Consider the following 14,882-nt stretch of genomic DNA (forward strand, 5'->3'; position numbering starts at 1 on the left):
TGCGCTGAATGCTGCGCAGCGCCGGTGGGAGGGAGCGCAAGCAAATGACCGACAGGAGTTCGACCATGTCCCCAGTGCAGCAGGAACTTAGCGTCACCAGTGGTTTGCGCACGGTTGCACCCGCCCAGTACTATTCAAAGGTCGTGAACTTCATCGACGAGGTCGCCAAGGAGGCGGCCAACGATGCACCGACCTCGGTTGAAATCTTCTCTGACAGCGGCCACTGGTACTGCCGGGTTCGTCGCGGCGGTGAAAAGACCCGGCCGATGGGTCCCTATACCAAACAACAGGCCGAGCGGATCCAGGAAGCTCGGAGAATGTCGATCGCAGAAAGAGGAACCTCTCGGATCATGTTCGAGTAAGCGAGGATCTCACGATCACGCCGGCCGGCGCACTCACTCTACATGATGGTTCGTCATCGAATTTTTGAAACGTTGCGGCAGACCTGAGGACGTCGTCAGATAGAGATTTGATACGTATCGCCTAGCAATATAATTTGAGCATTGCTCGAAAAGAGGTCACCGGTTTTTCGAACAAAGCGATGCGCAAACAAGAAGTTACAGCGGTGCTTGATCTCTTTTTCACGCGCATCGCTGTAGGTGTCGGATCAGATCACGAAAAAATCGTCGGCCAGCAGCGTCGGCCTGTTCGTCAGCGTCGCGAGCTGTGTCACGCCGCCTGCGACGTTTCCGTTGGAATCGTAAAACAACGCACCCGTAACCTTGTCATAGACGATGTGGTCGTCGGCGTCGTGCGCGCTAGTCCCAGCGAAGAAGTACCCTGGCTCGAGGGCTCCGGTGGCTCCAAGCCCCTGCATTATCGAATTCTGGAGCCTGAATGTATCGGCCGTATGGTTGAAATCCGTGATGATGTCGCGGTTGGCCACTGAGAGCGGCGCGCTGAAAACGAAGAAATCGTTGCCGGCGCCACCAGTAAGCCGGTCAATGCCCAGGCCGCCCGTTAGTGCATCGTTGCCACCCCGCCCAAGCACGGTATCATTGCCTCGGCCGCCGTCCAGTTTGTTGTCGCTGTCGTTGCCGTCGAGCACGTTGTCGAGGGAATTTCCCGTGGCTCCGACGTTGGCGTTTCCGGTCAGACGCAGATTTTCTACCAGCCGGCGATCGACCGCCAGTGAGTACGTGACCAAGCTGAAAATCTGGTCGAGGCCCGCTTCGTCGATGACGTTGTCCAGCACATTGTCCACATAATAGGTATCGTTGCCGGCTCCGCCATTCATCTGGTCGGCCCCGGTCCCGCCATCGAGAAGGTCGGCGCCATCATAGCCCGCTAACCGGTCGCTACCCGCCCCGCCCCTTATGGTGTCGTTGCCGGCAAGGCCGACAAGCGTGTTGTTCCCATTGTTCCCGGTCAGCTCATTGTCGGAAGAATTGCCGCGACCATCGATAGCGGCAAGGCCGATGAGAGTCAGATTTTCGACATAGGATGGCAGTGAATAGGTGATCGAGCTGAACACCCAATCGTTGCCCGCCGCATCGGCCTCGACCACGCGGTCGAGCGCATTGTCGACATAGTAGGTATCGTTGCCTGCGCCGCCCTCCATGCTGTCGATTCCGACCCCGCCGTCGAGCAGGTTGCTGCCAGCGTTGCCGACCAGCCTGTTGTCGAGTTCGTTACCAATCGCGTCGATGTCGGCAACGCCGGTGAGTGTGAGCTGCTCTATTTGCTGGCCGGACAGCGAATACGTCATCGAGGTGATGACCAGATCGATGCCGGCGCCCTTAGCCTCGATGACTACGTCGAATGCGTTGTCGACGCGGTAGGTATCGTTGCCGAAACCGCCGGACATTTTGTCAGCACCAGCTCCGCCGTCCAGAACGTCATCAAAATTGCCGCCGTTCAGGATATCCGCCGCATCCGTCCCGGTCGGGTGCTGCTCCATCACGTCCGGCGCAGCATAGGCTCGCACGTAGTCGACGACCATGTCGTACGTGCCGGAAGCCTGCTCGGAGGAATACATGCTTAACGTGACCAGCATATAGAGCGGCGTGCGGAAAAAGTCGCTCATTGGAAAGCGGCTCAGCTCTTTGCCGTCATAATATGTGGTGATCCAGTCAGTCGTTATCCTCGCGCCGTACGTGTGAAACGCTCCGTCGAACAGCGAACCGTCGAGGCCCGTATAGTTGCTTTCCCAAGCGTGGCTTTCCTTATTGCTCAAGTGCACCGCCTGGTGATGAGCATCGGGATCGCCGCCATACGCTTCAACGATGTCGACCTCGACGCGTGGCACAGTCTGATCGGGCGACAGCATCCAGAAGGCCGGCCACGCTCCCGCTCCGCCGTGAAAGGCGGCGCGCATCTCGAAATACCCGTACTCTTGCGCGAAACCCTCGCCGGCGCTGTTAACCGTTTGCATCGTTCCCGACTGCCAGGCGCCGTCCACCTGCTTCATGGTTATCGTCAGAAGCCCGTCAGAGACGGAGAACGGGTTGGTTTCTCCGACCGGCGGCATGTACTTTGCGGCCCCCGCGGGGGCGTGAACAGGCGCGAACCACTTACCGGTGCCGTTGTTCGGCACGACATCAAGCGTATTGAACTCGTCGGAAAAGGAGAGGTTGAACCCGGAGAGGTTCAGCTCCGATCCTTTGTACTGTTCGGTCCAATCGCCAGGAAGGGCAATCGCAGCCATTGATGGGCTCCTCGTTCTCGCAACATTTTCGCGGTTGACCCCACCAATATCTAATCGTTCATTTGTTAACGGAACGGTAATGGACACCGATTCCGCCGCAAATGGGTCAGTGCGCTTATCCCCCAGCGCTTCACGAGAAATTTGGGAGAAGTCGCAAATCGGTTGACGTAGCCGGGACTCGATACTGCGAATCCTCCATGGCGCATGATCCGATCGATACGCTCGGCAAGGCGACCCGGCACAACATGCTCGTCAAAGCCGAGTGCAGCTGCGGGAACGTGCGCTACTGCCGTTATTTCTTTAGCGGGACCCACCAGGGGCATCGACCTTTTGCATCTGGTCCGCGTCACCGCCATTGGCGACGCGTTTCCGGATCGTCTTATCGCAATGCCCCTTGGGCGGCTAATAGCCTGTACTTTTCGAAGATCGCTAGCTTCTGCGGATAGGTGATCCGTACCTTGGCGTTGCACCCGTCGCATCTGAAGTGCGCGATCGTTCTTAGCGCAGAGCCCTTCCTTACCGCCGGATGCGAGCAATCCGGACAATCGAATGTGAGCGCAACATCAGACAAGTCTTGGGCTAAACCCATTTCCATCTCCTTCGCAAGCGCTGTGGCTACACTCTGGCGGGACTCAATGGGGCAATGCAGATGCAAATGCCAACGCGGGACTAGAACAATTCGTCAGGGAAAGCCGCCCAGCTAGTGCGCCTTCTCTGCGCCCTTTGAGAGACGAAGAGACCTCAATTCATCCAGCAGTTCGCGCTCCTTGGTAGTAATGTTTCGGAAGATTGCGACAATCGCCACCGCTAAGGCCTCGGCATCCCGGCTTGAAGAGTCCATGTGTTCATCTGCGCAAACCTGATCGAACACGCGTTCGCAAATAGCCAGATCATGAGGGCTGAGGCAGGTGCGATTGAAACGCCGACGCAGCATCTGTGCGAACCTTTCAGGGCCTGTTGCCAGTGTTTGCGGCGGATTTTTTTTGTCGATGAACCGCTGAGGCGTGATTGGAATAAGTTTACTCGCTGACCGATAATTGGTCTTTCAATAGTCCCAAAATCAGGGCGCACTCGCGAGCTCTATACTGTCCAGCAATCATAAGTTGGCGGTAATCCCGCAATTTTTGTTCTGGGACATGAAATCCTCGCCGAAATTCCGCCGCCTCTTTCGGAGTTCGTGTGCAACCGAGTCTACTGGCGGTGACTTTCAAACTCGCCAGTGAGCATCCGACCTTGGCTGCAATATCTTTCAAAGGTTCGTTATTAAAATATCCATCAAGAATTATCTTGCGACGAGCTTCTGTTTTGAGGTTTGCGTTCATTTCGTTGCCTCCTCAACTACGCTTTCACCGTGCCAGACTCTATACGCACCACGTTGAAGAGTGTCGTTATCGTCGCATCCAGAAACTTATCTCGGAATGCATTTCTTGCTGTAACCCAGTGTGATAGCCCTCTGTGGACTCGCGTTCAGCTGGTCTTGCCAGATGGCTGTGATACACCACATGATTGCGGTGGCGATGGGCATACCGGAATCGGATACGGCACTACGCGATGGACGCTAAGAGGCAGGACAAGGCGCTTGCGAGGCAGGCGCTTGAGCGCGATCGACGTCGTTGGCCGCGCGAAGCTCAGCCTTACAATGAGGCTGCCCCGTCACTTGCGCCGGCGCTCGAACCTTTGCCCTTTTCGACGCTCGAACTGGCGCCAGAAGATCAATTCGTCGCTTGGCAGGCGCATATGGCTCCGCTTGTCGAGATCAAGTTGCCGGATGACAAATCGCTCGACGATGGCTTTCCCGCCGACCACACGGCTTGGAACCTCGGCGGCATGCTGATCGTTCAACAGCGCGCACCGGCACATAGTTATATGCGTTCTGCTGCGAAGCTTCGGTCCAGCTCGATCGATCACTGGTATATCGCTTTGCCGCATACTGGCCGATCGTGGACGGAGGTCGATCGCCGCGTAGCGGAAAACCAGCCGGGCAAATTGGAGATTAGATCGCTTGGCTACCCGTTTCGGGGGAGGGCAACGGAATCCCAAAGTCTCTTTCTCTATTTGCCGCGTGATTTGTTCGCCGATGCGGCGGCAACCCTGGACGCAAAGAATAATTCAATTCTGTCCGGCAACTTTGCCAACCTTTTTCTCGACTACCTCAAGAACATCGAAGCAAGACTGCGCAGTCTCACGGTTGACGATCTGCCCCGCATCGTGCACGCAACACGCAGCATGATCATTGCCTGCCTCTCGCCCCCGGCGGAACATGCCGCGGCCACCGAACAATTGGTGAGTGTCGCGCTGATGGAGCGAGCCCGTCGATACGTCCACAACAATCTGGATGCGGCTCATCTGACGCCGGATTCAATGTGCCGGGCGCTCGGCGTCTCGCGCTCTCGTCTTTATCAGTTGTTCGAACCGAGCGGTGGTGTTCTCCACTACATACAAAGTCGCCGACTTCTGGCAGCCCATGTTGCGCTTAGCAATCCGGCGGACAGCCGGCGCATTGTTAATATTGCCGAAGCCGTCGGGTTTAGTTCAGCGGCTAATTTCAGCCGAGCTTTTAGCAAGGAATTCGGCTACAGCCCCCGCGAAGTCCGAAGCTCCGTGGTGTTACCGCGCCCCGCCCACTCTGTTTCGCATACCGGACACGAGGAGGCCTCTTCCTTTGAACATTGGCTCAAAGCGCTCGGAAGCTGAGTACAGGATCGGGAAGCTCATGGACCAGAATATTTTCGTGTCGCGTCCACCGCGCCATCAATTATAGCCAATTCCCGATTTATCGACCAACTGTTCATCGATGTCGCCGCGCATCACAGCGGAGCATACATTGCAACTACGCAGCATAAGACACTTGTTGAGACCGCGAGTCGTATGTTTGCCAAGTCAAGAAACAAAGAGATAGAGCGGTTCTGCGGTTCCTTGAAATGACGAACCGCTCTAGCCCGGATTATCTCACCAGCAAAGGGCTGCGTAGGCTGGCGGCGATCCCGGACAGCAATTAGCCGGTCGGGAACGGTGCAAGAGCGCCGCGCCGGGCAAGATATGTACGCCGGGATAAGTATTAGGATGCAAAGCTAACGACAGATCGGCTTCGTGCGTAGATGCTTGCAATGCTTGGCGGGGGCTCGGCGGCTTGGCGGGGGCTCGGCACAGGTGGCAGGCATCATGTTGGGGAGATGTCGTGTTGCCTGTGCCGATAGCCGCCGCTGCGCGGTCAAAGGTGGCGTCATTGAGTAAGCGTGCCAAGGTCGTTGGCGGCCGGCTGGAGTTTCTTCCGCCGCAGATCCCGACTCGGGTCGAGCGGCCGCCTGAAGGTGAGGGCTGGGTCCACGAGGCCAATCTCGACGGCTATCGAACCCAGATCATCATCGATAATGGCGGTGTGCGTCTTTACAACAAGAACGGCCGCGACTGGACCACGAAATACTGGCCCATCGCACTAGCCGTCGATCTGCCATGCCGGACTGCCATTCTCGACGGCGAAGTCATTGTTCCCGGCGAGCAGAGCGCTTTCGATTGCCCTGCGCTGGAAGCGGCGATCTGGAACGAGCCGAGCCGGCTGGTGTTCGTCGCGTTCGATATCCTCCATCTCGACGGCCACGATCTAGGCTCCTTGCCGCTGCTGCAGCGCAAGCAGGCGCTGTGGCAACTGATTGAGCCTGGCCTCGGCAAGATCCAATACAGTGAGCATTTCGAGGGCAGCGCGCTGGCGCTCTTCCGCACCGTCGAGAAGATCGGGCTCAATGGAATTATCTCGAAGCGCGCCGACAGCCGCTACAGGAGCGGACTGTCGAGCACATGGCTGAAGGCCAAAAAATTTGAAGAAGCCGACTCCCGAGTTGGGGGTCGTTTATGAGCCAGGCACGGCTCCAATGCCCTGATCGCTGCTCACGGGCGTCCTCACCGATTTGAGGCCTACGCGGGCGGACGCGACGCGCATACCAATCTGGCGGAACAAATCATGATCATTCTCATTGTGGTGATCATCAAGGGAGATTGATCATGGGTGACCGGCACAACCCAAAAATCGAGGCACCGGCAAATGTCGAAAAGGACCCGGAAGATTGGATCAGCGGAGATGATCCCATGACCCCCGCACAAGCCTCCTATTTGAAAACTTTAGCCGAACAGGCCGACGACCCTGACGCCTATGCTGACGGCCTCAGCAAGGCGGAAGCCTCTAAACGCATCGATGCACTCCGGGAGAAGTTAGGCCTGTAGTGCCCGCTCGTGGCTGTTGGCCTCCGGCGACGGGGCCGTTCCATCGAACCCGACAGCGGCTCTGTCCAGTTTGTTACCGTGGTCTGACCCCGGGGATGAGTTGCATTGCGTTCTGCAACCGCTCGCTGGATAGTCCTGGCGATGTTGCAGACCTTGATGACTCATTGGCCCCAGGTCCTCGCGATCATTTCGGTGGTGATGGCGGCCATCGGCATCGTCCACGCCATAATGACGAAGGAAGACGTCCGCGCCGCCACAGGTTGGGTCGGCGTGATGTTCCTGTCGCCATTCCTCGGCGCGATCATCTACGCCGTTGCCGGCATAAACCGCATTCGTCGTGCAACGATCAGCGCCATGCGGCCCCCTTCCAGCGAGGCGGCTTCCGCAAAACATGAGCGCAACTTTGCCGCCGAGGAATTGATTGCCGAGCGGTACGGCCAACGCTTCACCGGCCTGAAGACATTGGGCGACAGGGTGGCCCGGCGTGCCCTGACCTCGGGAAACGCGATTGCGATATTGGAGACAGGTGACGAGGCCTATGCCGCAATGTGCCGAGCGATTGATGGCGCTCAACGCGCTATCCTGCTCGAGACCTACATCTTCGACAATGACGATGTCGGGCGGCTTTTCGTGGAATCTCTCGCCGGAGCCGTCCAGCGGGGTGTCAGCGTTCGCGTGCTGATCGATGCCGTCGGGGCGCGTTACTCCGTCCCCAGCATTCTTGGGCGCCTGCGAGAGGCAGGAATCACAGCAGACCTCTTCAACGGCAACATTGTCATGGGCCTGCGTCTTCCCTACGCCAACCTCAGAACGCACCGGAAGATCCTGGTCGTCGACGGCACGATTGCGTTCACCGGAGGGATGAACATCCGAAAGGGATTCTCAGCCGAGTTCGCCGGCTCCTCCAGCGCGAGGGACACGCATTTTCAGGTCACCGGGCCGGTCGTTGCCGACCTTTTTTCGGTTGCCGCCGAAGATTGGCGCTTCGTGAGCGGCGAGCTCCTGAAAGGCGACACCTGGCAAGTGGCCGCGCTTCCCGCGGCTCCCGGTCAACCAATGCTGGCGCGGGCGGTTGCATCCGGGCCGGATGCCAGCATCGAAACGAACCACAACTTGCTGATCGGGGCATTTTCCGTCGCCCGCAAATCGATCCGCATCATGTCGCCCTATTTCCTGCCGGATCGGGAACTGATCAGCGCGCTGACGACCGCAGCCAGGCGAGGCGTCGAGATCGACATCGTGGTACCGGCGACGAACAATCTTTTCCTTATTGACCGGGCGATGACGGCGCAATTCGATCAGGTCCTGAAGCACTATTGCCGCGTATGGCGCACGCAGGGCTCGTTCGATCATTCGAAGCTGCTGTCGGTCGATGGGGTTTGGGCTTTTATAGGATCCTCCAATCTTGACGCCCGGTCCCTGCGGCTGAATTTTGAGATTGATGTAGAGGTTCTTGATGCAGGCTTTGCCGCGGAGATTGAAGCGCGGATCGGATCGGCAATCGCCTCCGCCACGTCTGTAACGATCGAAACCTTGAGAGCCCGGCCATTCATCGTCCGCCTGTTCGACCGAGTGTTGTGGCTGGGATCGCCCTACCTTTAGAGGCTTTCTCGTTCTGCCCGCGGCAATTCGGGCGACGCAGCCATCGCTCCTTTCGAGCGCCGCATCTCGTCAGGGCAGGAAGCAGCGATTGCACATCCTGTTTGAGTGAGACAAAGCTAAGTCTTGAAGGTGGTGAGGACGAGCAGCAGACTCATGCAAAGAACTGGACATAGCTTTCCTGCAAGTGTGCTCAAATCCATTCGCGACAGAAAAAAGCAGAAGGCGAAGGCTGCGCCGTCCGAAGGGGCACGCCCCGCGGGGACTCTGGTCGCATCTTACAACGTTCACAAATGCGTGGGCGTCGACAGAAAGTTCGATCCCGAACGAATCGGTCGCGTCATCCGGGAAATCGGCCCGGATGTCATTGCGTTGCAGGAAGCGGACAATCGCTTTGGAGATCGTGCCGGCCTTCTGGATCTGCTGCGTCTCGAATTGGAAACAGGCCTGGTGCCGGTGCCGGTGTCCGGAAACGGCAAAGGACACGGCTGGCACGGCAACGTTCTGCTTTTCAAACGTGGCATCGTTCGCAATGTCCATCAGATAAAGCTCCCGGGGCTGGAGCCGCGCGGAGCCCTGGTTGCCGAAATCGATCTGGACGAGAAACGAACTCTGCGCATTATCGCAGCCCATCTCGGCTTGCTGCGCCGATCGCGCTCCGAACAGGCCCGTGTCGTGCTCGAAATCATGAACAGACCGGACGAAAAGCCAACACTGCTGCTCGGCGATTTGAACGAATGGCGACTCGGAAACCGTTCCGCGCTGAATACGCTGCACACGACTTTCGGTCCCGCGCCACCGGCGGTCCCCACCTTTCCATCGAGTCTGCCGCTGCTGTCGCTCGACCGGATCATGGCAAACCGACACGGAATGATCTCCTCCGTCGAAGCCCATGACACGCCGCTTTCGCGGGTCGCCTCCGATCATCTGCCGCTTATAGGATTCGTTCGCCTGTGATGTAGCTGCCCAGCCCCATGAATGGAGATCGGTTCAAAGGGAAGCTCTAGCCGGACTGGCGGAGCGGGGCGGCCCAGCGGCTTTGGTTGCGGAGGAGGTCGCTGGGCCTGGCGAGCCTTCGGGGGCGTGTTCCACTTGGCTGATGAATACGTGCTGCAGATCGACGAAGCTCGACATCCAGGCGCTGATTGACAGGCTCGGCCGTGACCACGGCTCGATGCATGACGACCTGGTCGGGCTATTTGTTTGCTCAAATTGCAAGGCTGCCGGCCGTGACCGCCGGCAGGTTGAGAGCGTCCTCGGTTGCGGGCTCCAGCGGCACGCCGTCAATTCGCACGGGGCGGGCGGTTTGCTCCAGTCCGGAAATTCCGATTTGGAGGCCGCCATTGCACAGCTGCCCTGCGACATGCGAGTTTGTCAACCAAATGGCTCATCATGGGAGTCTCGTCATGTCCATTCGCCGGATTGCGTTGACCTCGGCAGCGGTCACGCTTGCCTTCACAACCCTCGCCCAGGCCAGGCCGGACACCCGCGCCATGACCTGCCAACAGACGCAGGCGCTAATCCAGAGCCATGCCTCGGCGGTGCTGACCACCGGCCCGAACACCTATGCCCTCTACGTCCGCCGGTACAGCAATGCGTGCGACTGGTCGGAAATCCCAGCGGTAGGGTTTGTGCCGACGCTCGATGGCCAGTGCTTGGTTCATCGATGCAGAGAGCCGCTCTACACTCCTCCCGGCTGACGGTGACGAGCATAGCTATTCTGCTGCGCCTTTCGGCAGGTAGCCCTTTTCCCGCAGATACGTGGTCAGGATCTTCTTGACCATCGATGACACAGACCGCATGTACTCGTGTCGGCCTCGCCTGGCAAAGCCGATCATCACGAAACCAATGGAGCTCCATCCAGTGCGAACCGCAACGATGGTCATTGCCAATCCCGCAACGACGCAAAGCATCACGGCTACTTGGAGCAGCCAACTCCCAAAGAACTCAGGAGTCATGTTCCCCTCCCACCGCGGGTAAGCAAATGATCTCCCCAAGCCGTACTCAGCATCGCGCGGCAGGGCAGAGCGTCAAGCCTGATCGCGTAAGCTACCCCGGCAGCAAGCCGGCCCGCTCAAAGATCCGGGTGGCGCCGTCGGCGGTGATGAACGCCGCGACGGTCGGGCCTTCTTTGCCAGGAAACTCGATTTGAACAAAGCCAGCCTGACCTTCCGTAGTCGAGAGGCCATATTGCGGGTGCCCATGCACGAAAAAATCGCTGGCAGCGAACCGGACATCGAACATCGCCAGTAGCGTGTCTGCTTCAGGAACGTCCACGAGTTCGACGGCAACGTCGATATCAGCGGGCTTAACGACATCCTTTGACCGGCGCCGACCAGACCGCCGGGAGCCGAAAATCCAGGCTCGGCCTATTCTCTGTTGAGATCTAAGGAAAGCCAGTAGTCCTTCGAACTCCAAGTCTGTCAAATGCAGATCGAAGGCTCCCGTGTTCCTGGGCGGTAGGTCGTAGCTCACTTCGCTTCGCCGGCCTCATGTGGCGGGCCCTTCTCTACTGGAAGAAGTAACTCTGGCAAATCGATGAATTACTTAGATAAATCAACGGCAGATGGCGGAGGGAGAGGACCTGAAATCCAACCTTCTCCGCGGATCCGCGATCACCTTCGTAGTCGGGGTGTTCGGCTGATGCTGTTCAGTCGACGTGTTCAATCTGTGGACCTGGGTCCACCGGCGGAGCCGGCGCGCAATCCTCCCCCTTGCATTCCTCGACAGGGTTATCGGCTGGTGGAAGGCAGTTTTGGCCCTCGCAATGAACTGCCGGCTCTGGCGCTTCAACATGGTTAGGTGGTACAAGCTGATCCTCAGCGCGAACGGCCGGCATTGCTGCGCTGATCATGCCCGTGCACAAAATCGCAATCCCAAGCAATTTCATTTTCGCCTCCGTGCCTGGCAGCGAGCTGTACCCTACACTTTCAGCTGCGGCTGCATCCTCTCACCCGCGAACGACGTTAACACTGGGTTTCAGTGGCCGGAAGGACGGGCCGGATGACCAGCCTGTCACATGTTGAACGCAGGCCTGATAGGCGGCTGCGGTCGATGTCGTGGGGTCGGGCGCCTCGATGTCGGCGAGGGACGCTTGGATTGGCCGGATCGGCCTAATCGGGGCCGTAGGTGTGGTTGGCGCGATTCCGCGCTGGCGCAGCGCGACGACATCTTGGCAAGTAGTGGATGAATCCAGCGTCTGGTGCCCTCGCTTTGCCGCTGCGATGATTTTGTCGGGGTCGGCTTTCAGGCCAAGCGCCAAGATACGTTCATTAGAGCATGGCGCCAAGATACGTTCATCAGAGCATGACGACTTTCTCTTGGGCTGCCAAGCCAACGAGCGCCGGCGTCAGCAGGAGCTGGGCGGCCTAACGCAGGTACCGGCGTGGTTAGCTCCCAGGATAGGCAGCTTACCCCTCGCATGTCCTAACGCGCTGGTAGAGAGGCCAAAGGTGCCCCGCTATGGATCAATCCGTCTGGCACCGCAATTGCACGGTCAGCAATGCCGGGTGCCCCAATGCCCGGCACTCATGGGGCCCGTCGCTTCGCAAATGGAACGGCGAGCCCCTTTTGCGTGTCACCCATGCGCCTAAGTGCGCCATTCTCGCGGACAATGCGAACCGCAGCATAGCCCTCAAAGGGACTCAACTGACTTTAGGAGCCTTGCTCGCGACCGGGAATCCGCCCAATAGCAATTTTAAGGCGTCGAGTGCCTCGTCATCCAGCAAATTTGTCAAAGCCGCTCCGTCTGCGACCAAAGTCCGAACGCTCACGACTCCGAACTTGCTACCACTGGGTCGCGACGATCTGAACTGCCACATTCGCGATATTCGCGTTCCCCTGCGAGCGACCTTCAGTCGCGAAGGGCAGTCGCGTTCTGGTTCGCGTGTGAACCATAAGGCCCGGCGAGACGTTTCTGTGCGAGTCCCAAACCATTGACGGCACGACCGTGGAGGAACCCAAGCATCAGCCTGTGCTGCAGAAACAAGACACCCCCGGTGCCTTGGCGAACTTTCCTTACGACCGAATGACTGTCGAACGATTTCGGAAGGCCTTTCCGCGAGCGAGGTGGAGCGACGAGCGCAGGAGCTGGTTTGTACCAGGCAAGACGGCAGCCCGCCGGGTCGATCGCTGGCTGGCGCGTGAGGCCGAGTTGCTGGCGATCCACGGCGACAGCAAGGGGCGGGACGCCTTCGCTTTCGATCCGATCTCCAGTCCCTATCTTGAGATTGCCGAGGATCTGCGCATTCGGACACCGTATTCGATGACCGTCCTTCGGGAACTACGCAAAATTCCCTGGGCAAGTTGGGACGATGAACTCCGGGCGTGGCGCGTGCCGTTTCGGTCCTATGAGGAACTGCGGCGCCGGTGGCCGACAATCGAAGAGGCTGCCCGGCGTAGCGAACCCGAGGAAAGGAAGCGACGACGCGAGGCGGAGAGCGACTCGGAAGCTCAAAGAACCAGGCGGTTGCGATATGCGGAACGCCGACGCCATCGCTATCCGCTGCCATCTGAAGACTCGCCTCCGATGGGCCGCCCCGTCGCCACAGAGCAGTACGGTGTTGTCGTCTTTACCGATGTGTCAGGTGAGCTCGTCGAGCCGTCAGTATTGGCCGCCTTCTATCCACACGCGAGGCGGACGGACATCAACTACGCTTGGGGAACGTGGCGCTCGGCGACGCTGACGGAACTCATCAGGACATGGCCCGCTCGTCGTGAGGCCGGCGAAATGGAGCGTTCCCGGGGCTGGTGGCAGCCGACGCTTACCGAACTTAGAGTTGCTCGTCGAAACGCGCGCGTCGTCGAGCGTCGAAGGCGAAACCGCGATCTCAGTCCAACGTCATGAAACAGGACCGCGACCCGATCGGCCCGCTCTCTCCGCCGGAGGCGCGGCTTTCATTCATTTGGCGATGCGGCGGTCCGCTGGCGGGGGGGGCCGAGGTTGAAAATCTGTGGTGATCTGTCCGAGTACAGCGATGGGCTGCCTGAGAAAGCCGGCGGTTACCTTTCGGATGCCCTGAGGCTCCGCGCCGCCTCATCGAGTGCCAGCGGATCGTCACCGAGGCGATCTATGAGGTCTTGAGCTTGATCGCCGGTGATGCCTGTTCTCATCGCCAGCGCTTCCGCTGCCTCAACATCCGATTGACCAGCGGCGCGCTTGCCCTGTTTCCCTCGGCTTTGGGCCTGCGCGGGAGCAGGTACGTCGGCGCCGGATATTGCCTGTGGACGAGCACCAAGCGAACGGTCTTCGTTCTCGATTTCCAAGGTCGCCTGATTCCAATGACGCTCGTGCAGACCGTGCGTCTGGCCTTCTCGTTCCCAGATCTCATATGCGCGGCGCCGAATGCGTTCGTGTTTGTCGTCTGACATGGACGTTCCTCCTTATGGGTTCTCACCCAACGCGAAGGAGCGTCGGAACGATCCGACCCTAGACGCTGATTTCGGGAAAAGAGAGACCCGGAAGGCTAGCTACCGGAAGACCGTGCCTGCCGCGTTTGCGACGCCGCGATGCGCCCGGAGCAAATCCTCATGCGCTGCTCGGGAGCCAACACCACGAAGGAACGTGACAGGCTCTCCGATCGTTGAAGGCTTTTGATCGAGCCATATCATGCCATCGACCTCGATACGAAAAATGGCATACGATCCCGACAGCAGAATCCTCTCGGTGTGGTTCGTCGCCAGCGGCAAACGGTACGAGTTTGAGGACGTGCCGCCGGAGATCTTCGCCGCGTTCAAAGCCGCCTTTGCCAAGGGCCGCTTCTTCAACGAACACATCCGCAATCACTTCCGTTACCGTCTGGTTGGACCCGCGGTTGACTGAGCAGCATCAGCGGACGATCTCTCTTTGGCAGGGATGCGGCTCATTCGTCTCGGCCGTCCGGCCAGCCTTTGCGAGGGCAAGGTCGGACATCGGAACGAAAGGCGGATTCGCGAATTCTACTGCTAGATAATCGGAATCGTCGCCCATGAGGCTCGCGACCCTCCACCTTGAAACTGCGAGATACGGCGATGTATATCGCGCCGAAAGGCTCGCGCGGCTGAGGCAGCAAATGATCCGGCACATCAAGCGCACTGACGCCTCGGCTCAAAAAGTCGAGCAAGCGCTGACTATTTTGGCCGAAGCAAACGCACCCATGCACCGGCTCGCGCGGCATCAGTAGGGCCGCGCTCATGCGCGCCTCCGCATCGGCACGATGTGCGGCGGTTGCTGTATGTGGCATCGACGGCGTCGAGTTGGTCATGAAGGGCCTACGGCCGATCCCGCCGGCCGGGACGCCGGTCGCGTATATCGCTTTCGTGGCGGGTTAGCCGCCGAGCGATATCCCAGAAAAGAGCGACGCCCGCATGTGAGACTTGGCAACAGCGATGTCCCCTTCGAAACCGGAAAAATCGATCTCCATATGATCGAACGTGGACA

15 protein-coding genes are annotated in these 14,882 nt (G+C 58.9%); 10 read left to right on the plus strand and 5 right to left on the minus strand.

Annotated features, from left to right (window positions below; all coding sequences use genetic code 11):
* Positions 1-44 precede the first annotated feature (44 nt).
* A complete protein-coding gene (locus AC0L3O_RS25020; RefSeq protein ID WP_473616899.1) occupies positions 45-362 on the plus strand; it encodes a hypothetical protein in 318 nt (105 codons plus the stop codon).
* Positions 363-607: 245 nt separating this feature from the next.
* Here AC0L3O_RS25020 and AC0L3O_RS25025 read toward each other — a convergent pair whose 3' ends face one another.
* Together AC0L3O_RS25025 and AC0L3O_RS25030 are read right to left on the minus strand one after the other, a co-directional pair.
* Positions 608-2,647 (minus strand): family 16 glycosylhydrolase, encoded by a 2,040-nt coding sequence (locus AC0L3O_RS25025; RefSeq protein ID WP_287241521.1) that lies wholly within the window; start codon positions 2,645-2,647, stop codon positions 608-610.
* Positions 2,648-3,666: 1,019 nt separating this feature from the next.
* The gene (locus tag AC0L3O_RS25030; protein WP_128172562.1) at positions 3,667-3,969 is read right to left on the minus strand and encodes a hypothetical protein; all 303 of its coding nucleotides are present in this window, start codon (positions 3,967-3,969) and stop codon (positions 3,667-3,669) included.
* 229 nt (positions 3,970-4,198) lie between these two features.
* On the opposite strand from AC0L3O_RS25030, the gene AC0L3O_RS25035 reads away from it, so the two are divergent.
* The 6 genes from AC0L3O_RS25035 (at position 4,199) to AC0L3O_RS25060 (ending at position 10,164) form a co-directional block, all read left to right on the plus strand.
* Positions 4,199-5,341, plus strand: coding sequence for a helix-turn-helix domain-containing protein (locus AC0L3O_RS25035; protein ID WP_473616901.1), 1,143 nt, complete (start codon positions 4,199-4,201; stop codon positions 5,339-5,341).
* Positions 5,342-5,873: 532 nt separating this feature from the next.
* Entirely contained in the window at positions 5,874-6,500 is a 627-nt protein-coding gene (locus AC0L3O_RS25040; protein WP_473536518.1) for an ATP-dependent DNA ligase, read from the plus strand.
* Positions 6,501-6,646: 146 nt separating this feature from the next.
* A complete protein-coding gene (locus AC0L3O_RS25045) occupies positions 6,647-6,865 on the plus strand; it encodes a DUF3072 domain-containing protein (RefSeq protein WP_091591041.1) in 219 nt (72 codons plus the stop codon).
* 141 nt (positions 6,866-7,006) lie between these two features.
* On the plus strand, positions 7,007-8,467 hold the full coding sequence (locus tag AC0L3O_RS25050; protein ID WP_091591043.1) for a phospholipase D-like domain-containing protein: 1,461 nt from the start codon (positions 7,007-7,009) through the stop codon (positions 8,465-8,467).
* Positions 8,468-8,620: 153 nt separating this feature from the next.
* On the plus strand, positions 8,621-9,421 hold the full coding sequence (locus AC0L3O_RS25055; RefSeq protein ID WP_027153963.1) for an endonuclease/exonuclease/phosphatase family protein: 801 nt from the start codon (positions 8,621-8,623) through the stop codon (positions 9,419-9,421).
* 449 nt (positions 9,422-9,870) lie between these two features.
* A complete protein-coding gene (locus AC0L3O_RS25060; RefSeq protein ID WP_473616902.1) occupies positions 9,871-10,164 on the plus strand; it encodes a hypothetical protein in 294 nt (97 codons plus the stop codon).
* A gap of 15 nt (positions 10,165-10,179) precedes the next feature.
* Here AC0L3O_RS25060 and AC0L3O_RS25065 read toward each other — a convergent pair whose 3' ends face one another.
* Both AC0L3O_RS25065 and AC0L3O_RS25070 read right to left on the minus strand, forming a co-directional pair.
* Positions 10,180-10,422, minus strand: coding sequence for a hypothetical protein (locus AC0L3O_RS25065; RefSeq protein ID WP_287342630.1), 243 nt, complete (start codon positions 10,420-10,422; stop codon positions 10,180-10,182).
* A 91-nt stretch (positions 10,423-10,513) separates the two neighbouring features.
* Complete coding sequence (locus AC0L3O_RS25070; RefSeq protein WP_287174776.1) at positions 10,514-10,939, minus strand: hypothetical protein; 426 nt, start codon at positions 10,937-10,939, stop codon at positions 10,514-10,516.
* A 1,459-nt stretch (positions 10,940-12,398) separates the two neighbouring features.
* On the opposite strand from AC0L3O_RS25070, the gene AC0L3O_RS25075 reads away from it, so the two are divergent.
* Positions 12,399-13,310 (plus strand): hypothetical protein, encoded by a 912-nt coding sequence (locus AC0L3O_RS25075; RefSeq protein WP_473616912.1) that lies wholly within the window; start codon positions 12,399-12,401, stop codon positions 13,308-13,310.
* 155 nt (positions 13,311-13,465) lie between these two features.
* Here the strand turns inward: AC0L3O_RS25075 and AC0L3O_RS25080 are convergent, their stop codons facing one another.
* On the minus strand, positions 13,466-13,834 hold the full coding sequence (locus AC0L3O_RS25080) for a DUF2934 domain-containing protein (protein ID WP_128178282.1): 369 nt from the start codon (positions 13,832-13,834) through the stop codon (positions 13,466-13,468).
* Between the two features lie 238 nt (positions 13,835-14,072).
* Here AC0L3O_RS25080 and AC0L3O_RS25085 point away from each other — a divergent pair, with 238 nt between their 5' ends.
* Positions 14,073-14,285: a KTSC domain-containing protein gene (locus AC0L3O_RS25085; protein ID WP_287347436.1), complete on the plus strand. Its 213-nt coding sequence runs from the start codon at positions 14,073-14,075 to the stop codon at positions 14,283-14,285.
* A 145-nt stretch (positions 14,286-14,430) separates the two neighbouring features.
* Complete coding sequence (locus AC0L3O_RS25090; protein ID WP_128178278.1) at positions 14,431-14,625, plus strand: hypothetical protein; 195 nt, start codon at positions 14,431-14,433, stop codon at positions 14,623-14,625.
* The last annotated feature ends 257 nt before the right edge of the window (positions 14,626-14,882 follow it).

The sequence above is a fragment of the Mesorhizobium sp. WSM4810 genome (assembly GCF_055811235.1).